The organism is Arthrobacter sp. ISL-95 (assembly GCF_018613695.1).
GTDB lineage: Bacteria > Actinomycetota > Actinomycetes > Actinomycetales > Micrococcaceae > Arthrobacter.
In genome coordinates this window covers 306557-324728 of the sequence record NZ_JAGGPR010000008.1, presented here as the reverse complement: position 1 = coordinate 324728, position 18172 = coordinate 306557, and the positions used below count along the sequence as shown (strand labels likewise).

General features: G+C 63.2%; 17 protein-coding genes and 1 tRNA gene. 6 read left to right on the top strand and 12 right to left on the bottom strand.

Translation table 11 applies throughout. From position 1 onward, the window contains the following. Positions 1–218: 218 nt before the first annotated feature. The 3 genes from J7I86_RS13655 to J7I86_RS13645 are packed head-to-tail and all read right to left on the bottom strand — an operon-like array spanning position 219 to position 3441. Positions 219–1061 carry a sugar phosphate isomerase/epimerase gene (locus J7I86_RS13655; protein ID WP_214820626.1) on the bottom strand — a complete coding sequence of 281 codons (843 nt, stop codon included), beginning with the start codon at positions 1059–1061 and terminating at the stop codon, positions 219–221. Beyond that, positions 1058–2272 (bottom strand): dihydrodipicolinate synthase family protein, encoded by a 1215-nt coding sequence (locus J7I86_RS13650; protein WP_214820624.1) that lies wholly within the window; start codon positions 2270–2272, stop codon positions 1058–1060. The genes J7I86_RS13655 and J7I86_RS13650 overlap by 4 nt, the downstream gene beginning before the upstream one ends. After that, on the bottom strand, positions 2272–3441 hold the full coding sequence (locus J7I86_RS13645) for a Gfo/Idh/MocA family protein (protein ID WP_026543316.1): 1170 nt from the start codon (positions 3439–3441) through the stop codon (positions 2272–2274). The genes J7I86_RS13650 and J7I86_RS13645 overlap by 1 nt, the downstream gene beginning before the upstream one ends. Before the next feature lie 194 nt (positions 3442–3635). Here J7I86_RS13645 and J7I86_RS13640 point away from each other — a divergent pair, with 194 nt between their 5' ends. Both J7I86_RS13640 and J7I86_RS13635 read left to right on the top strand, forming a co-directional pair. After that, entirely contained in the window at positions 3636–4673 is a 1038-nt protein-coding gene (locus tag J7I86_RS13640; protein WP_214820622.1) for a LacI family DNA-binding transcriptional regulator, read from the top strand. After that, on the top strand, positions 4670–5440 hold the full coding sequence (locus J7I86_RS13635) for an alpha/beta hydrolase (RefSeq protein WP_214820620.1): 771 nt from the start codon (positions 4670–4672) through the stop codon (positions 5438–5440). Before J7I86_RS13640 ends, J7I86_RS13635 begins: the two co-directional genes overlap by 4 nt. A gap of 21 nt (positions 5441–5461) precedes the next feature. Here the strand turns inward: J7I86_RS13635 and J7I86_RS13630 are convergent, their stop codons facing one another. The 3 genes from J7I86_RS13630 to J7I86_RS13620 all read right to left on the bottom strand — a co-directional run bounded on the left by J7I86_RS13630 (position 5462) and on the right by J7I86_RS13620 (position 8737). Next, positions 5462–6235: a sugar phosphate isomerase/epimerase gene (locus J7I86_RS13630; RefSeq protein WP_214820618.1), complete on the bottom strand. Its 774-nt coding sequence runs from the start codon at positions 6233–6235 to the stop codon at positions 5462–5464. Positions 6236–7257: 1022 nt separating this feature from the next. Beyond that, positions 7258–7857, bottom strand: coding sequence for a GNAT family N-acetyltransferase (locus J7I86_RS13625; RefSeq protein WP_214820617.1), 600 nt, complete (start codon positions 7855–7857; stop codon positions 7258–7260). Between the two features lie 25 nt (positions 7858–7882). Continuing rightward, positions 7883–8737 carry a LysR substrate-binding domain-containing protein gene (locus J7I86_RS13620; protein WP_159732880.1) on the bottom strand — a complete coding sequence of 285 codons (855 nt, stop codon included), beginning with the start codon at positions 8735–8737 and terminating at the stop codon, positions 7883–7885. Positions 8738–8903: 166 nt separating this feature from the next. Between J7I86_RS13620 and J7I86_RS13615 the strand changes: the two genes are divergently transcribed. Continuing rightward, positions 8904–10289, top strand: coding sequence for an MFS transporter (locus tag J7I86_RS13615; RefSeq protein ID WP_214820614.1), 1386 nt, complete (start codon positions 8904–8906; stop codon positions 10287–10289). Positions 10290–10352: 63 nt separating this feature from the next. On the opposite strand, the gene J7I86_RS13610 is transcribed toward J7I86_RS13615, so the two are convergent. The 4 genes from J7I86_RS13610 to J7I86_RS13600 all read right to left on the bottom strand — a co-directional run bounded on the left by J7I86_RS13610 (position 10353) and on the right by J7I86_RS13600 (position 13445). Then, complete coding sequence (locus J7I86_RS13610; RefSeq protein ID WP_214820612.1) at positions 10353–11510, bottom strand: N(5)-(carboxyethyl)ornithine synthase; 1158 nt, start codon at positions 11508–11510, stop codon at positions 10353–10355. Further along, the gene (locus J7I86_RS22890; RefSeq protein WP_011776304.1) at positions 11507–11641 is read right to left on the bottom strand and encodes a hypothetical protein; all 135 of its coding nucleotides are present in this window, start codon (positions 11639–11641) and stop codon (positions 11507–11509) included. The genes J7I86_RS13610 and J7I86_RS22890 overlap by 4 nt, the downstream gene beginning before the upstream one ends. 169 nt (positions 11642–11810) lie before the next feature. After that, positions 11811–11884: transfer RNA gene (locus J7I86_RS13605), tRNA-Gly, on the bottom strand. 88 nt (positions 11885–11972) lie between these two features. Continuing rightward, positions 11973–13445, bottom strand: coding sequence for a M15 family metallopeptidase (locus tag J7I86_RS13600; protein WP_309476731.1), 1473 nt, complete (start codon positions 13443–13445; stop codon positions 11973–11975). A 244-nt stretch (positions 13446–13689) separates the two neighbouring features. Between J7I86_RS13600 and J7I86_RS13595 the strand changes: the two genes are divergently transcribed. After that, complete coding sequence (locus tag J7I86_RS13595; RefSeq protein WP_214820608.1) at positions 13690–14133, top strand: SRPBCC family protein; 444 nt, start codon at positions 13690–13692, stop codon at positions 14131–14133. 70 nt (positions 14134–14203) lie between these two features. Here the strand turns inward: J7I86_RS13595 and J7I86_RS13590 are convergent, their stop codons facing one another. Continuing rightward, the gene (locus J7I86_RS13590; RefSeq protein ID WP_309476730.1) at positions 14204–15493 is read right to left on the bottom strand and encodes a CAP domain-containing protein; all 1290 of its coding nucleotides are present in this window, start codon (positions 15491–15493) and stop codon (positions 14204–14206) included. A gap of 850 nt (positions 15494–16343) precedes the next feature. On the opposite strand from J7I86_RS13590, the gene dcd reads away from it, so the two are divergent. Next, the gene (gene dcd, locus J7I86_RS13585; RefSeq protein ID WP_011776299.1) at positions 16344–16919 is read left to right on the top strand and encodes a dCTP deaminase; all 576 of its coding nucleotides are present in this window, start codon (positions 16344–16346) and stop codon (positions 16917–16919) included. A gap of 527 nt (positions 16920–17446) precedes the next feature. On the opposite strand, the gene J7I86_RS22885 is transcribed toward dcd, so the two are convergent. Beyond that, positions 17447–17668 carry a hypothetical protein gene (locus tag J7I86_RS22885; RefSeq protein WP_286179746.1) on the bottom strand — a complete coding sequence of 74 codons (222 nt, stop codon included), beginning with the start codon at positions 17666–17668 and terminating at the stop codon, positions 17447–17449. 96 nt (positions 17669–17764) lie between these two features. Between J7I86_RS22885 and J7I86_RS22880 the strand changes: the two genes are divergently transcribed. Continuing rightward, complete coding sequence (locus tag J7I86_RS22880; RefSeq protein WP_286179745.1) at positions 17765–18118, top strand: endonuclease domain-containing protein; 354 nt, start codon at positions 17765–17767, stop codon at positions 18116–18118. Positions 18119–18172: the final 54 nt, after the last annotated feature.

Here is an 18172-nt window from a genome sequence, read left to right as displayed (position 1 = left end):
CTGTCCAGGTAAAACCAGCGTAGGTGGGCATTGTTTCCTCCCATCGACGCAATGTTTCCGCTGTGTACCTTTTATCTCACCTGCCCGTTCCGTGACTCACAGCAGACACAAAGCCGGGCACCAAAAAGCGGGCCCCTGCCGTGACCTTGGCAGGAACCCGCTGGTTCTTGGAGCGATCCTCCCGCGGAGCTTAGGGCATCCGCGAGAGGATCACGTTGTTATGCGAACGGGAGAACAAGCTCCGCGTAGCGCTGCTTCATGGTTTCCAGGACGGTGTCACCATCGGCATCCCAGATTTCCTGATTGAAGATTTCAACTTCGATGTCGCCCGTGTATCCGGTGTCCCTGACCCAGGTGCCGATCGTTGCGAAGTCGATGACGCCGTCGCCCATCATGCCGCGGGACAACAGCGCGTCCGCAGCGATCGGCAGGTTGAAGTCGCATACCTGGTAGGAGGCAATGCGGTTTTCGCGCCCGGCACGTTCGATCTGCGCCTTCAGTTCCGGATCCCACCAGACGTGGAAGGTATCGACGGCGACGCCCACAGCCTTTGCGTCGTAGGGCGCGGCAAGATCGAGTGCCTGGCCAAGGGTGGAGATCAGCGCGCGGTCGGCAGCGTACATCGGGTGCAGGGGCTCCAGCACCAAGCGGACGCCGTTTTCTGAGGCAAAGGGCACAAGTTCCTCAAGACGATCAGCGACGCGCTGGCGTGCTGCCACAACGTCCTTCTCACCTGGAGCGAGCCCGCCAACCACCAGGAACAGTTCCTGCGTGTCCAGGGCTACTGCTTCACGGACGGCTTCGAAGTTGTCGGCCAGTGCTGCGGCCTGTCCCTCCGGATCTGCCGCCGTGAGGAAACCTCCGCGGCAGAGCGAGGAAACCCTCAGGCCAGCATCCTTGATGAGCTTGGCTGCTTTATCCAGTCCGGCCTCGGCCACGCGGTCACGCCACGGCCCGATCGCGGGGATGCCGGCGCGGGCGCAACCATCAACGGCTTCGGCGAGCGTCCACTTCTTGGTGGTGGCGCTGTTCAGTGACAGCCGTGAGAAATCCGGGCTCATGCGCCCACCCCGTTGATCCGCAGGAAGTCGGACATCCGGAACGCGGCCAGCGACGGATCCTTCAGCAAACCGGCTTGGTCTGCCAGTTCGAAGGTCTTGGCCAGGTGGAGGACCGAACGGCCCGAGTGCAGGCCGCCTACCATTTGGAAACCGGGCTGCTTGCCGTTGAGCCAGGACATGAAGGCGATGCCGGTCTTGTAGTAGAACGTGGGTGCACTGAAGATGTGCTTTCCGAGCTCACGGGTGGAGTCCAGGACTGCGCGACCCTCGGCACCTTGCCCGGCGTCGTACTTCTGCAAGGCAACCGAAGCGGCCGGGTAGATGGCAGCGAAGATGCCCAGCAGGGCGTCCGAGTGGTGGGTGGCGTCGCCGTCGATCAGTTCCGGGTAGTTGAAGTCGTCGCCGGTGTAGAGGCGGACGCCTTCCGGAAGGTTGGCGCGGAGAGCAACCTCATGCGATGCATCCAGCAGCGAAACCTTCACGCCGTCAACTTTGTCCGAGTGCTCGCGGATCAGGCTGAGGAACGTTTCGGTGGCAACTGAGACGTCGTCGGAGCCCCAGTATCCGGCCAGGGCGGGGTCGAACATAGTGCCAAGCCAATGCAGGATGACGGGCTGGTCAACTTCCTGCAGGAGCGTCGAGTAGACGTGCAGGTAGTCGTCGGCACCGTTGGCAACCTTGGCCAGGGCGCGGGATGCCATGAGGATGACCTTGGGTCCGGCCTCGCTGACGACGGCGATCTGCTCGCGGTAGGCGTCGATGACAGCCCGGATGCCCGCTGCACCCTCGGGGAGCGCGGCGATGTCCAACTGATCGGTGCCTGCGCCGCACGACACGAGGTCGCGGACGGACTTGCCGGTAACGGCGGCGTTGCCTGCCGAAACAACGGAGGCAGCTTCTGCGCCGGTGCGCTTGATGAGCTGCTGCGTGGCTGCCCAGTCCAGGCCCATGCCGCGCTGGGCGGTGTCCATGGCATCAGCAACGCCCAGGCCGTAGGACCACAGCTCGTGCCGGTAGGCCAGCGTGGCGTCCCAGTCGAGCTGGGCCGGTGCGCCGGGCGTGTTGTCCGCGGCGACCTCAGGGATGACGTGGGCTGCGGCGTAGGCGCGGCGGGCCGTCAAAGGAGCGGTTGGTTTGGCCCACGATGTGGCTGCCTGAAGGCGGTACTCGCGGGTGCCGCCGTCGTTGGTGGGAAGAATCAGTGACGTCATTAGAGGGTGATCTCCGGGATGTCGATGGTGCGGCGCTCGGCGGAGGACTGCAGGCCGAGTTCGGCCAGCTGCACGCCGCGTGCTGCGGAGAGCAGGCCGAAGCGGTGCTCGCGGCCGGCAACGACGTCGCGCAGAAATTCTTCCCACTGCAGCTTGAAGCCGTTGTCCAGTTCAGCGTTGGCGGGAACTTCCTGCCACTGACTGCGGAACGATTCGGTGACGGGCAGGTCCGGGTTCCAGACGGGCTTGGGGGTGTGGGCGCGCTGCTGCGCAACGCACTTGTTCAAACCGGCGACGGCGGAACCGTGCGTGCCGTCGATCTGGAACTCAACCAGTTCGTCGCGGTAGACGCGAACGGCCCAGGAGGAATTGATCTGGCCGATGACGTCGTCGCCGCCCGGGGTTTCGAGTTCGAAGATGCCGTAGGAAGCGTCGTCTGCGGTGGCCTTGTATTCCTTGCCGGCCTCGTCCCAACGTGCGGGGATGTGCGTGGCGGTCTTGGCGTTGACGCTCTTGACCTTGCCGATGATGCCTTCAAGGACGTAGTTCCAGTGGCAGAACATGTCCGTGGTCATTCCGCCGCCGTCTTCCTTGCGGTAGTTCCAGGACGGACGCTGAGCAGCTTGGACGTCGCCTTCGAAGACCCAGTAGCCGAATTCGCCACGGATGGAGAGGATGCGGCCGAAGAAGCCTTCGTCCACCAGGCGGCGGAGCTTGACCAGGCCGGGGAGGTAGAGCTTGTCATGCACAACGCCTGCAGTGACGCCGGCTTCCTTGCCGATCTGTGCCAGCTCAATTGCCTCTTCGAGGGTCTCGGCCGTGGGCTTCTCGGTGAAGATGTGCTTGCCGGCGCGCATTGCCTTCTTCAACGTGGCGGCGCGAAGGCTGGTCATGGAAGCGTCAAAGATGATGTCCACGGTGGGATCGGCGATCACGGCGTCGAGGTCCGTGGTCCATTCGGAAACCTTGTGGAGCTCGGCCAGTTCGCGGATCTTGGCTTCGTTGCGGCCAACGAGGATCGGCTCAACCTGAACCTTGGTGCCGTCTTCCAGGGTGAAGCCCCCGGCATCGCGGATGGGCAGGATGGACCGCAGCAAGTGCTGGCGGTAGCCCATGCGTCCGGTGATGCCGTTCATGGCGATGCGGATCGTCTTTGTTTCGTAGCCCATGTTTTCTCCAGTGCCTTGGGTGCCGGTCGCTCAGCGGATGCCGGTGCTTGCAGTTCATGTGGGAAAGCGCATTCCCGTTGCAATCGATCATGCACCATGACGCGCCGGATTGGCAAGCGCTTTCCCGAAGTTCGCGAAAGACTGCCATAATTTCCTTAGCGCCAGTCCCGACGCTTGCAGAAAAGGAGGGCCCCGTGGCCGCCAGCACACTGAGTGAAGTTGCCCGTCTAGCCGGGGTCTCCCTGGCCACGGCATCCCGGGTCCTCAACGGCTCATCGCGTAAACCGGCTGAGGACATCGCAGGACGCGTTCGCGACGCCGCCGAAAAGCTCGGTTACGTCCCCAACGCGCAGGCGCAGGCCTTGGCGAAATCGAGCTCAGGATTGATCGGCCTCATTGTCCACGACATTGCCGACCCCTATTTCTCAGCCATCGCCCGCGGAGTCCAGGAAGCAGCCCGTCAGCAAAACCGTATGGTCCTGCTGGCCAGCACATCCGGCGCCCCGCATGACGAAAAAGAAGCAGTAGCTGCGTTCGCCGCCCGCCGTGCCGACTCCATCGTGATCGCCGGCTCGCGCTCCGTCCGTGCCCAGGACAAGCAAGGCAACACCGAACTCGCCGCAGAATTGGACCGCTATTGCCGTAACGGAGGGCACGTGGGCGTAGTGGGACACCCGGTGGTTGGCGCGTCCACCACCGAGGGCTACCACGTGGTGAAGGTCCCTAACGAGGAACTCGCTGCCGGCCTCGCCGCCGAACTAGCCGCTACTCACCACGGCGAGTTCCTGATCGTTGCCGGCCCCGAAGGGCTCTACACCTCCGACGACCGTGTGCGCGGTTTTCAGCGAGGACTCACCGACGCCGGCAGGCCCGCAGCGGAAATCATCCGCACCGGCTTCAACCGTGCGGGAGGATACGACGCCGGACTCGCGCTCGCCGATCGGATCAAGGCCTCCAAAGAACGACTCTGCATCTTTGCCGTAAACGACGTCATGGCCATTGGTGTTACCGCCGCGCTCCGACCCGAAGGCGTATGGATTCCCCGGGATGCCACCATTGCCGGTTTTGACGATATTGAGACCCTGCGTGACTTCCGGCCGGCCCTGTCCACGGTGCATTTGCCCCTCGAGGACATTGGCCGTCTCGCTGCCGGGGATCCTGACACCCCTCCTGTCAGCGGGGCGGTCAAGCTACGCCGCAGCACTGAAACCCCGGTGGAATCGCAGGTATGACCGCCGCGACGGTTGAAGCGCCCCGGGCGCTCACGGTGATTCCCGCCGTCGGGGTTTCCAGCAATGGTGGGCACTCAGCCGAGTCAGCGCCAGCCGTCCTGGTCCTTCCCGGCGGCGGCTACGCGAAAACGACAGATCACGAAGCCGAGCCTGTGGCTGAATGGCTCGCCTCGCTGGGGATCCACGCTTTTGTGCTGCGCTACCGGGTGGCGCCGGATCAGCACCCGGCCCCGTTGCTGGATGCGAAGCAGGCAATGCTGTGGATCCGGGATGGCGATCACGGATTGAACGTTGATCCGGATCGGGTGGGGGTCCTCGGGTTCTCTGCCGGTGGGCATCTTGCGGCCACCTTGTCCGTGCAGGTGGCCAGCGGCGATCCTGCGTTGGACGTTTCCGGTGCCGTGCCGGACCTCAGCATCCTCTGTTACCCGGTAATTTCCTTCGTGGATTCCGTTCATCAGGGGTCCGTGGACAATCTCGCCGGAATGGGCGCCGCGCCTGACGTCCTGCGAGGGCTGTCAACGGAACTTCACGTCACCTCATCCACGCCGCCCGCGTTCCTGTGGCACACCGCCGATGATCAATCAGTCCCCGTCAGCCACAGCCTCGCGTACGCAGGCGCGCTGAGCGGGGCCGGTGTTCCGGTGGAGCTTCACGTTTTCCCGAGCGGAATTCACGGGATTGGTTTGGCCTCCGGAACACCCGGCGCCGAGCAATGGACCGGGCTCTGCGCCGCGTGGCTTCGGCGGATGGGCTGGACTGCGTAACCCGCGCTGCGTAAGGGGGCGTTAGTCCTCGCCCAACGTGATGGTGTGCAGGAAAGTGGCGTCGTTGAGCACATTGTCCGGAAGGTCGTCCTGGACAAATTCCAGCATGATGTCCATGTCCTTGCCGTTGCCGCGGAGGACGTCCGTAACGGTCTGCCACAGCAGCTTCCGATTCCGCAGCGGGAAGCGCTCGGCTTCCGGCCCCCACGAGAAACAATGCACGCCCACTACATGCGGCAGGACCTGGTGGAGCGAGTCCAGCGCCTGCTGGTCTGAAAGTCCGACGGCGGGCTGCCAGTACGTGCCCACATTGGAGTGATTCACCCGGTTCAGTAAGTTGAGCGTGGTCGCGGGGGAGTCGGTGAGGGTGTTGCCGTGGTACTCAAAAGCGATGGCCACCCCGCGTTCGGCTGCCAGATCGGCAATGCGCCGAGTGTCTTCGACCACCGCGTCCCAGTGATCTTCAGTGGCTTCGGCGGAGCCACGTTCCCCGGCCCATACTCGGATCCTGGGCGCACCAAGCGCTGTGGCGATGTCCAGCACCCGTCCGAAGTCTCCGAACACACCGCAACGGTAGTACGAGCCGAGCGATAGGACACTGAGCCCGGCCGCTGCTGTTGCATTCTTGGCGTGCTGGGCTGAATCGGCATCGCTGACGTGAACATCGGTGCCCCACTCGATGCCGGCCAGGCCCGCATTCGAGGAAATGTGGACCACCTCTTCAATCCCTTTCGAGCGGAGAGTGACTGAACAAATGCCCGGCGTGAGGTCAGCCAGCGTGGTGAGGTCGATCATCTTCACAGGATAGCGGGAATGCGCTTACCCGGTAAGGGTGTATCGCCTACTGAACACATCCGCGCACCCGTTCCCGCCGTGCGCACCCCTCTCGCACTAACACCGCACCCGTTCCCGCCGTGCGCACCCCTCTCGCACTAACACCGCACCCGTTCCCGCCGTGCGCACCCTTTACGCGCTAACACCGCACACGTTCCCACCCTGCGCACCAGAGGTTACGTGTGCAAACGGCGTAAAAGGGTGCGGCAGGGGGAGCTGCTGCCGAGTTCGGGGTGGCCGGGGTGGGTGCGGTCAGCACGGGCACGGCACCCGTTCCCGCCGTGCGCACCCTTTACGCGCTAACACAGCACCCGTTTCCGCTGTGCGCACCCTTTACGCGCTAACACAGCACCCGTTTCCGCTGTGCGCACCCTTTACGCGCTAACACAGCACCCGTTCCCGCCGTGCGCACCAGAGGTTACGGGTGCAAATGGCGTAAAAGGGTGCGGTAGGGGGAGCTGCTGCCGAGTTTGGGGTGGCCGGGGTGGGTGTGCTCAGCACGCGCGGCGCACCTGTTCCCGCTGTGCGCACCCCTCACGCCCTAACACCGCACCCGTTCCCGCCGTGCGCACCAGAGGTTACGGGTGCAAACGGCGTAAAAGGGTGCGGCAGGGGGAGCTGCTGCCGAGTTTGGGGTGGCCGGGGTGGGTGTGGTCAGCACGGGCACGGCACCCGTTTCCGCCGTGCGCACCCCTTACGCGCTAACACCGCACCCGTTCCCGCCGTGCGCACCAGAGGTTACGGGTGCAAATGGCGTAAAAGGGTGCGGCAGGGGGAACCGCTGCCAAGTTCGGGGTGGCCGGGGTGGGTGTGGTCAGCACGCGCGGCGCACCTGCTCCCGCCGTGCGCACCCCTCACGCACTAACACCGCACCTGTTTCCGCTGTGCGCACCCCTTACGCGCTAACACCGCACCCGTTCCCGCCGTGCGCACCAGAGGTTACGGGTGCAAACGGCGTAAAAGGGTGCGGCGTACGTGCCCAGTCAGCGATGACCATGACCGAGCACATCTGTACCCTGCAGATCTATCCAATAACGGCGGATTGGTTCAGTGACGCCCAAATCCGGGGCGAAGCTCTCTGGAGGGCGAACGCTTTCGAGAGTGCCGCCACAGGCTTCGATGGTGCGGGCGGATGCCACGTTGGGCTGCTTGCAAGTGACCATCACCCGTTCCATTCCGAGTGCACGCGCTTCTTTCAAGGCCCCGTTCAGCGCGAATTTGGCGAGGCCGTGACCCCTTGCGCTTGGCCGTATTCCGTAGCCAATGTGACCACCCACCTCGGTCAAGTATTCATTTATCAAGGAGTGCCTGAGGCTGACGGCGCCCAAATATGCATCGTCCCGAACCACCCAGATGGTGCTCTGGTTGGCCAAACCTTCAGGAGGTTGAAAGTCGTCCTTGGCCATCTGGTGCAGCACCTGAACCCATTCGGCGAAGTCGCTGTTGTCGCGAAGATCCAGGTGGTACCTCGCAGCCACAAAGGCTGCAGAACCGTCTTGGTCCAGGGTTCCCCATTCGTCGTAACTTTCCAGCCACGAGGCATGGAAGCTGGCAGACGGCTGGGTGAGCTTGGCGTGAATCATTCGGTGAGCGTACTACGCCTGCCGGCTAGTTCGACTTACTTAGCGTCCTGCCCATGATGGCCTGCGTGAGGGCGTCGATCACTTCAGCGTTGGCCAATGGGTTGCGGATGAGCGTGAAATCGACATCGCCCACCGGTGGCAATCCGAACCTCTGCGTAATGACCTTGAGGTCCTCCGGAACCAGCGATGCCGGCATTACGGCAACTCCAATGCCGGCGCGCACGGCGGCGAGTACTCCGCTGATCTGCTTGGTGCTGCAGGTGATCCGCCAGGTCCGGCCTTCGGCTTCCAGGGCATCGATAGCCAGCTTCCGGCTCAGGCTCGGTGCGGGGTAGGCGATGAGCGGGACCGGGGCCCCGGGTTCCAGTACGGTCTGTTCTACGCCCACCCACGCGAAGTTGTCGTGCCGGACCACCGTGCCCTCCTTGGCGCCAGCCACCCATTTCACGAACACCAGGTCCAATTGCCCGGCATTGAGGCGTTTGTAGAGCTGGTCGCTTTGGCTGACCGTGAGCTCCAAGTTGATCTGCGGGTACAACTGCCGGAACTCGCGGAGGATCCTGGGCAGGCCGGTGATAGCAAGGTCGTCGGCGGTTCCGAATCGGAGGCGCCCGCGCATGGCCGAACCCGAAAAGTAGCGGGCAGCGGAGTCGTGGGCGGCAAGGATGTTGCGGGCAAAACCGGCCATGGCGTCGCCGTTGTCGGTGAGCCGGACCTCGCGCGTATCGCGGGCAACCAGCACCCTTTTGGCCGAAGCTTCAAGCTTGCGGACATGCTGGCTGACTGTGGGCTGCGCGAGCCCAAGACGCTCTGCAGCCTTTGTGAAACTCAGCGTTTCCGCGACGGCCAAAAAGGAACGGAGCTGGACAGGTTCGAACACGGAACTCCTAAAGCGCAGGTCAACGCCGGGCCGGAGTACTGCGCCGATGAAAAGGACTCATTGCATTCCGCAATGCTAGTTATAGGCGCAATACGCTTCCATAATTGCTGCTGGCAACCCTAGCGTTAAACGCATCCCACCGAAACTCTCCATCCGAGGACTACCTTTGGCACCCCCACCGCCTTCAGCGGCAAACGTCAGCCAGCCCGTCATCGATTCCCTGTCCGCACCTCAGCCAGCGGACACCGTCACCCAGCCACTCGCCGTCGTGAGTGAGAAGCTGCCCTGGCGGCATACCTTCATCTCCCTGAAGGTCCCCAACTTCAGGATCTTCGCGATAGGCCACTTCATCGCCGTGATCGCGATCTGGATGCAGCGCATCGCTCAGGACTGGATGGTGCTCCAACTGTCCGGTTCCGTCACCGCCGTCGGAATTACTGTGGCGTTGCAGTTCATGCCTTCACTTTTCCTTGGCCCGTGGGGCGGCATGATTGCCGACCGTTTCGCCAAGCGAAAGATCCTCATCATCTGCCAATCTGCGGCGGCCGTGCTGGCCGCGGTGTTGGCGGCGCTCTCCCTGAGCCAGCGCGTTGAAGTCTGGCACGTGTACGTCATCGCCCTGGTCCTGGGGTTTGTGACCGTTCTTGACCAGCCGGCCCGGCAAGTGTTCGTCAACGAGCTCGTCGGCCCCAAGTACCTGCGGAACGCCATCAGCGTGAACTCCACAACGTTCCAGCTCGGCGGACTGATCGGTCCCGCCTTGGCCGGCGTGCTGCTCACCGCAGTGGGTGCCGGTTGGGCTTTCGCCGCGAATGCGGTGGCATGTTGCTCCACTGTCGCTATGCTGCTGATCCTGCGCAAAGACCAGCTGCACCTCAGCCAGCCGACTCCCCGCAAGAAGGGAATGTTGCGCGAAGGCCTCAACTACGCGCTGAGCAAGCCCACCATCTACTGGCCGTGGCTGATGGCCGGCTTCGTGGCAGTTTTCGCCATGAGCCTGCCGGTGCTGCTGGCCGCGTTTGCGGACCACGTGTACGACGCCGGTGCCGGAGGCTACGGCCTGCTGAACGCCATGGTTGCGCTCGGTGCGCTGACCGGCGCGGTGGCGTCCACCCGCCGTCGTCAGCTGCGGTTGCGGTCTGTGGTGACCTCCGCCGGGCTGTATGGCCTGATGCTCTGTGTGTCGTCTCTGATGCCATCCATGGTGTGGTTCAGCGTCACCATGGTCCTGGCCGGATTCTGGTGCCTCTTGTTCCTCACCGCGGCCAACCAAATGGTGCAGACCAGCTCCAACATGAGCATCCGCGGCCGCGTCATGAGCTTGTACCTGGTAGTGCTGATCGGTGGGCAGGCAATCGGCGGTCCCATGATGGGTTGGCTTGCCGAACACCTCGGTCCCCACCTGGCCGTCCTGATCTCCGGTGGTGTGCCGGCCATCGCCGCGGTGGTTGTCGCCGTCGTACTGGCCCGAAAGTCTTCCCTGCACATCAAAGTGGACCTGCGGGATCGGCGGCGGGTGCTGCGGATCGTGCAGGAACCGCAAACGGCCTGAACGGTTGAAGCGCCCCCGGTGTACCGGGGGCGCTTCATTGTTTCCAGCGTTGTTTGCCGTGAACTAGGCCGCGGGCAGGTGAGGGTATTCCGCTGAGCGTCCCTGGAACTCCAGGACGTCCGGATTGCGAATCACGCCATCGCGGATTTCGATTGCGCGGGAGACAGTCTCGTTGGCATCCCAGCCGTCCGGTCCCGCCGTCACGATGTCCAGGAACGGAAGCAAGGCCTCGCTGATTTCCCAGCTGGCAGAGTTCCAAAGGTACGACGGACTGTGGTCCACGGCGTAGTAATTGACGTGCCCGCCCACGCGGAACATGGGCTCGTCGAACGTGGTGGTCCGCGCCCAGCTGAAGCCCATCCCTTCGTCGCAGGACACATCCACAATCAGGCTGTCCGGCTGAAATTCCGTCAGGTCCTCAGTGCGAAGGTATGTCAGCGGGGCGTTCGGGTCCTGCAAGGTGCAGTTCACCACGATGTCCGCCGCGGCCAGGAACGGCGCCAAGGGCTTGCGCCCCTTGTCCGTGATGACCTCGCTGAGGAACGGCGCCTTGCTGTCATGGTCGAACTGCACAATCCGCACGGAGTGGATCGGAGACCCGACGGCGGCGACGCCCCGGTTGGTCAGGACCTGGACGTCGTGGATGCCATGGGCATTAAGGGCCGTGACAGCACCGCGGGCCGTGGCACCGAAGCCAATGACGACGGCGCTGAGCCGGCGGCCGTAATCGCCCGTGGAACCCGTGAGTGCCAAGGCATGCAGCACGGAGCAGTATCCGGCGAGTTCGTTGTTCTTGTGGAAGACATGCAGGCCGAAGCCGCCGTCTCCGGCCCAGTGATTCATGGCCTCGAAGGCGATGAGCGTGAGCTTCTTGTCGATTGCCAGCTGAGTGATGGCCCGGTCCTGCACACAGTGCGGCCAGCCCCACAACGTTTGACCGTCACGGAGTTCAGCCAAATCCTGTGCCTGCGGCTTGGGGAGGAGGATGACGTCGCTGTTGGCGATCAATTCCTCGCGGGTCCCGAGCCCACCCACCAAAGACTCAAGTTTGCTGTCCGGGACACCAAACCGCTCTCCGTAGCCGTGCTCAAAGCGAAGTTGGCTGCGAACTTCAGGAGCTATGCGCTCCAAATGCTGCGGGTGGATCGGCAGACGGCGCTCATTGGGCTTCAGCGAGGAAGCGAGGACGCCAACGCTCAGCTGGCCGGTTGGTGCGGTCACTTCTTGTTGCCGGTGGAAGGCTTTGCAGCCTCAGTAGCGGAAGACTCGGAAGCCCGCTTATCCGCCCGTTTTTCCTTGATGGATTTGCTGGATTTCTTCGATGCAGTTTGGCGCGGTGATTTGTCGCCCATGATGGCTCCCTTAGAGCGGAGCCGCGATGGCTCCTGACTCCTGACGATACACCTCCCCGGAATGTGTTGTGGTCGGAGTCACGAGGGGGCTGGGCTGTTTGTGCGTGTGGGGGCCGGGCGTTCAGTACTGAGACAAAGAAACCCCGGATCGCTGGATCCGGGGTTTTCTTGGAGCGGGCGACGGGAATCGAACCCGCGTATCGAGCTTGGGAAGCTAGCGCTCTACCATTGAGCTACGCCCGCGTTGCCCGGGAAAAATCCCCCGAGCGAGTCCTAGCTTAGCGCAGTTGAAGGACTCCTCATGACCGGCGCACCGCTTGCCGCCTTGGCTCTATTTGAACAACTTCATCCCATTCCAGCCGTTGCCCACCTGGCGCTGAGTACCCCAGAATCCGGCACCCAGGGCGTAATCGACGAGTAGTCCGTCCACGGTCTGGGCAGTGACGCCGCGCGTGCCTGGACCCGACAAACCGAAGCTCGGAACCAGCGCCTTCATGGTGCCCCAGCCGGAACCAATGGTGGCGGGAAGGCCTGCGAAGCCTCCGCCGCCGTTGCCGGGGTAGCTGAGCAGGTGCCCGGAGGTTGTGGTTGCCAGGATGTCGTTGGCGCCGTCGGCATTCCAGTCGGCCATGGTCAGGCCCATTCCCGCCCAGCCGCTTCCAATGTCCACCCGGTAGGTCAGCGCCCTGCCCGAGGTGTTGGGGTAGTAGCGCAGCCCGCCATCAGGTAAATAGCCCACGATTCCCGGGTACCCCTGCGCGGCGGACCATTTGCCTACAGTGATGGTCATCTTGTCCCAGTCACCCGTTCCCACCACGATCTGGGTGGAGAAAGCACCGCCAGGCCAACCCTTGAACAGACCCAAAGTGCCGTTATCCCATTGCGCCAAAATGTCGTAGACACCATCGGCGTCCCAGTCCACTACAAACGCCTGCTTCAAACCATGCCAGTTGGAGCCGATCATCGTGGGAACGCCATAGCCGCCACCGCCATGGGCGGGATACCGGAGGAGCCGGCCGGACGAGTCAGCAGCCACCAAATCCGCGCCGGAGGTGATGCTCGCATACGCGGTAGGGTTGCCCGCGAAGTACTGCTCCATAGTGGGGAAGCCCCGGCGTTTCATATCGGTAGCCAGATCAACACCGACGTAACGCAGGTGCCACGGCTCGTAGCTGTAGCCCGTGATGTTCGTATAGCCGTTGGGGTACCGGACAATGAAACCGTATTTGTGGGCATTCGCAGCCACCCAGATGCCGGCAGCCGTATCCCCGAAACAGGTGCTGAGCCCGCACGAACCGTTGGCGTTACCCACATCCACGGCCAAACCGGTCTGATGCTCGCTGTGTCCCGGGCGTGCAGAAATAAGATCCGCCTGGGCCTTGCCGTAGATGCTGACGTAATAGGAATAAACCTGCTGCTGCTGCGCGTAGGAACGGTAGCCGCTCACCACCGCAAGCCCGCCCGTGCCGGCATCAGCCGCACCTTGGAACAAACCATTGAGCCAAGCCGCAGCCTCGGCCCGCAAATACTGGCCGGAGCCGCGGGCATCGACCAAGTCGCCGGGAGCGTAGCTCACAGGATTTAAGGGCCGGGACTTGTTGACCAGGACTGAGAAGTTCGCGGGGTCGCCCACAGGGTCGACGCTCGGGAGCGGATTCGCTGCGGTGGGTACGGCGGCTTGTACTGCTGCCTGTACTGCGGCGGCAGGTGCGGCCGTGGCAGGGGACCCGGCCATGACCCCGCCAGCTACCGCCAGACTGAGGATCGCAGCGCACGCTGCCAGTCGTCGTCGTGCGTTCCTCACGGAACCCGAATGATCTTTCCCTCGCATAACGCCCCCCCAATTTGCTTGTAGCCAGCCGCAGGCACTCTACCCGGCTCGCGGTCGCCTGTCAGCAGTGCCTCGAAAAAATGGCAGATAACCATTCGGTCAAGGCTCGGCCGTCTTGTGTCGCGGACACCCCGCCGCTGACTATTCTGAAGGTGTTAGCTGCAGCGTATGGGGAACCGGGCTACGAATAATCGACCGTACGCCGAAAGAGGTTCCCATGGCATTCGCAGCCAACGAAGTGGTGATTAGCAGGGACGCCATGACCGTTTACGGATTCCTCATGGACGGGATGAACAACTCCCTGTGGCGTTCGGGAGTGCGCAGTATCGCGCTTCGGTCCGGCGTCCGCGGCCAAAAAGGTGCCCTCTACCAACAGACGGTTACCGGCCCCGGCGGCCGTCCCGTCGCCGCCGACTTCAGGATCACCGAAGCCCGTCCCGGAGCCGAAGTCCGCTACGCCGTGGTGACCGGACCGGCACGGCCCACCGGGGGCTTCTACCTCAGCACCGAAGGCAACACCACCCGCCTCCGGTTCGCCCTCGAATACCATCCGAAGGGCCTGCGCAAGCTCATGAACGGCATTATCCAGAAGGCCCTGGAGGGCGAAGTAGCGCAGTTGGAACAGCTCAAGGTTGCCATCGAAGCCCACTCGAACGATTAGTCGCGGCTGTTGCTAGTCACCGGTGTTGGCGTACGACGCCGGCACCCGGGTTGGGCTTTAGGCCTGCGTTCTATTGGGCGAACTTCAGCCCGCCCCAGCCGATGCCGATGGTCACCGGAGTAGTGAGCCGCCCGGTGTTGAGATCCCAATACTCAACAACCCCGTTGCGATCCAGCCCGGCAATGCCCGTGGAGTCCGGACCTGTTACCCCGCGCAGTGCCCGCAACCCCGTGTAATCGGTCCACTCCGCACCCACTACCGGACGTGATTCCTGTTTGGGCGTGCCCAGCCCGCTGCCACGATACAAACGGAGGGTGCCGTTGGCTTCCGTGGTGAGCAGGTCCTGGAAACCGTCGGCGTTGTAATCCACCATGCTGAGCTTGATCGCTGGGAAGCCCGTACCGATCGCTGCCTGTGACCGAATGTAAGCAAGGCCGGCGTTCTTGTAGAGATACAGGTTTCCGCCCGCGTCCATGGCAACTATCTGGGGGAGCCGGTTGTTCGCACACCAGGTGCCCACGGCAATGTTCAGCGTCCCCCAGCCCTGGCCAAGCGCAACGGGATCCTTGAATCCGCCGGCTTGAAGACCGGGATACACAAGGAGGGCCCCGTCAAGCCTTTGGGAGATCAGGTCAAACACGCCGTCACGGTCCCAGTCCGTAATGAAGAGGTCTTTCAGCCCGGTAAACCCGAGTCCGATCCTCTTGCCACCGCCATACCGGCCGCCACCCCACGAGGGGTAGGCCACCACGGAACCGTCACCGGCGATCGATACGATATCCGCTGGGCTGCTGATCGATGCCGCGCTCAGGTTGAGGGTGGGCGGTTGGTGCTTGCTGCCCGGTTCGCAGACAGCCACAGGATCCGTTGGTGGTGGGACCGTGCCGCCAGGGCTCGTAGTGGTCCCTGCCGGCAAAGTCGTGTAGCCGAAGAAATTCACCACCCCCCAGAGTGTGTAGCGGTTGGGGGTGGTCTGCCAATTACCGTCCGTGTACGTGATGCCGATGCCCATGACGTTGAACCGGGGATCACGCAGAAGGGCATCATGACCCGGGGAGCCTTTCCACCACTCCACCAGCTGCGCCGCGTCCCGGTCCCAGCGGACGGCTATGACCTCACCCGCACCGTTGTTCGGATTGAGTGCCCGGGGATCTGTCCAGAAATTGGCGCGGTGCTGGATCACCTCACGCGTTGCGATGTTGTTGGACCAATCCTGGGCCAGACTGGCCACCGTTGCGTGGTACTTCACCGGGGCCAAGCCAAGCGACGCACGGTAGCTGTTGATCGCGTTGAACACCGTCAGGATTGCTGCCGCGTTGCTGTCAGGGAGGAGGGCCAGGGCGCCGTTCTCCGGATTCACGTCGCCGCTGGGGCTCTTTCCCGGGAAGGGCGTGGTGGTCGTTGGAGAAGGGGCCGGATCTGAGGCCGCCGTGGGTGGCGGGGTTGCGGCGGGTTCGGATGGCGCCGGTTCGGATGATGCCGTCTGAGATGGCGCCGTCGGGGTTGGTGTGGCGGTTTCAGTTGGTGGCGTGCTCGCCGTCGATTCGGCTGGTGCCGGCGGAGATGGTGAGGCGGTTTCGCTTGGGGAAGCCGGGTCGGTGGGTAAATCTGATGGGTTTGGTCCAGCGGCCGGGGCCGTCGGCGGGGCTTCACTCGGGACTGCTCCAGCGGTCCCTTGTGGAGTCGGTTCCGTAGCAGGCGGTCCGGAGGTGCCCGGGTCCGAAGGGTTGTCCGGACCCCACGAGGGCCCGATATTGGGCACGGGAGGTGGCGTTTCAAAGACGGGATCCACCGCGACGGGTCCGCTATCTGAGCCGGTCTCCGTCGTGACACCTGGTGCCGGCTCCGAAGCCCCGGGACCGGGGACGGGCGCGGTGGTCGGTTGGGATTCACTGCCGGCCGCGGGGAGCGGGGCGGAAGGTGCGGGGTCCGCCGTCGTGGTTTCCTTCGGTGCCGTCAGTCCTGACGGGACAGCGGCGGAAGAAGTGACGGAGGGGCCGGGGACAGTCTCCGTTGACGGAAGAATTTGGCTGGAGGCAGCCACCCCGAGAGCCAGCGCGCAGGCCAGCACAATAGCGGCCGGCGCAGCCATTTTTCTCACAATTACCCCGCGAATGCTCGTTGCCCCCAAGTACGGGCGCGGTTCTACATGTCCGGGAACTATAGTCCCATGGGGCGGCGCGGACAATGCATGGGGTATTTTTGATGCTGTGCTGATCTCTGACCGCGATATTCGTGCCGAAATAGACTCCCAACGGATTGTTCTTGAACCGTACGACCCCGCGATGGTTCAGCCGTCCTCCGTGGACGTGCGGATTGACCGGTTTTTCCGGCTCTTCGACAACCATAAATACGCCCACATCGACCCCGCCGAGGAACAGCCGGAACTGACCCGGTTGGTGGAAGTGGAGGGCGACGAGCCGTTCATCCTTCACCCGGGAGAATTCGTGCTTGGCTCCACGTACGAAACTGTCAGTCTGGCCGACGACATCGCTGCGCGTCTCGAGGGGAAGTCATCCCTGGGTCGCCTAGGGCTGTTGACACACTCCACGGCAGGCTTCATTGACCCCGGCTTCTCTGGTCACGTGACCTTGGAGCTCTCCAACGTTGCCACGTTGCCCATCAAACTGTGGCCGGGCATGAAGATCGGCCAGCTGTGCTTCTTCCGGCTGACGTCCTCAGCGGAGCACCCCTACGGTTCAGGTGAATACGGCAACCGTTACCAAGGCCAGCGTGGACCCACCGCGAGCCGCAGCCACCAGAACTTCCACCGGACGTCCATCTAACGTCTTCTCCCTTGGTTGCCTTGTTGCCGAGGAGTTAGCTCTCGGCACTTTGGGGGTTTCTTTGGGTTGAGATCCCGCCCCTCGAGGGGGTTGGTTGTGATTCGGTTGGGTGCTTGGTGTCGAGGGGTTAGTTCTCGGCACTTTGGGGGTTTCTTTGGGTTGAGATCCCGCCCCTCGATGGGCGCGGATGGTCCCCACTAGTCCTCCACACTGTGGGTAACCTCTCGAGCCATTCTCAGCCATGCCAACAATGGCTGATGAGGATTCCTTCACCGCTTCCGATCGAGCTCGACGGCCGATCATTTTCGCTTGCAGAGCAACGTGCCGCGGGTCTGCCAGACCATCGGGCATGGAACAGCGACCTTCACGTCGCCAGCAGGGGAATCCGGGTACCTTGGGGTCGGGAACAGGACCCTGCACACACGGCCCGACTCCTCGCGCATATAAGCGAAGGGACTGTTTGTTGCCGCGAGACGGCCGCGATCCTGTGGGGATGTCCATTGCCTTGGGATGCGCAGCAGGATTTCTTAGTACATCTGACTCGTATGGACGGAACCTTTCGACCACAACGCCGGGGAGTCCGCGGGCACCGGATGATTCTCACTTCGGCAGACGTCGGCTCCGTTGATGGCATTCCGGTAACCAGCGCCGCGAGGACTTGGCTTGATCTTGCCGCAGTGCTGCCATTCGACGATCTGGTCGCGGCCGCGGACCATTTCATCTGTAGCCAGACCAGGAGCTTCGGACACAATCGGACTCCCCTTTGCTCGCTGGAGGATTTGAGAGCTCAAGTTGAACGACACGTCGGCACAAGAGGTATTCGGAAGGCCCGCGAAGCATTGGAATTGGCACGGATTGGGTCAGATTCAGTACCTGAGCCCAAGCTGCGTCTCGCCATGGGCCGCGCTTTCCTGCCCGAACCAATACTGAGTTACGTGGTGTGCGACCCCTCCGGCCGCGAGCTGGTGTGGCCCGACCTCGCCTTCCCGGAGTTCAAAGTCGCTATCAATTACGACGGCGGCCATCACCTCAGCGCCGCGCAGAAGGAGTCCGACATTCGGCGGGAGGCTTTGCTGGCGGCAAACGGCTGGATCTCGATCGTCATCACGGCGGAGCAGGTCCGGGAGCGAGGCTACGACGGCGTTGTTCGCCGCATCGAGGAAGCCCTTATCCGTGGCGGGTGGGCCTCGAGGGGTTAGCTGTCGGCGCTTTGGGTAGGTCTTTGGGTTGAGATCTCGCCCCTCGGCGGGGTG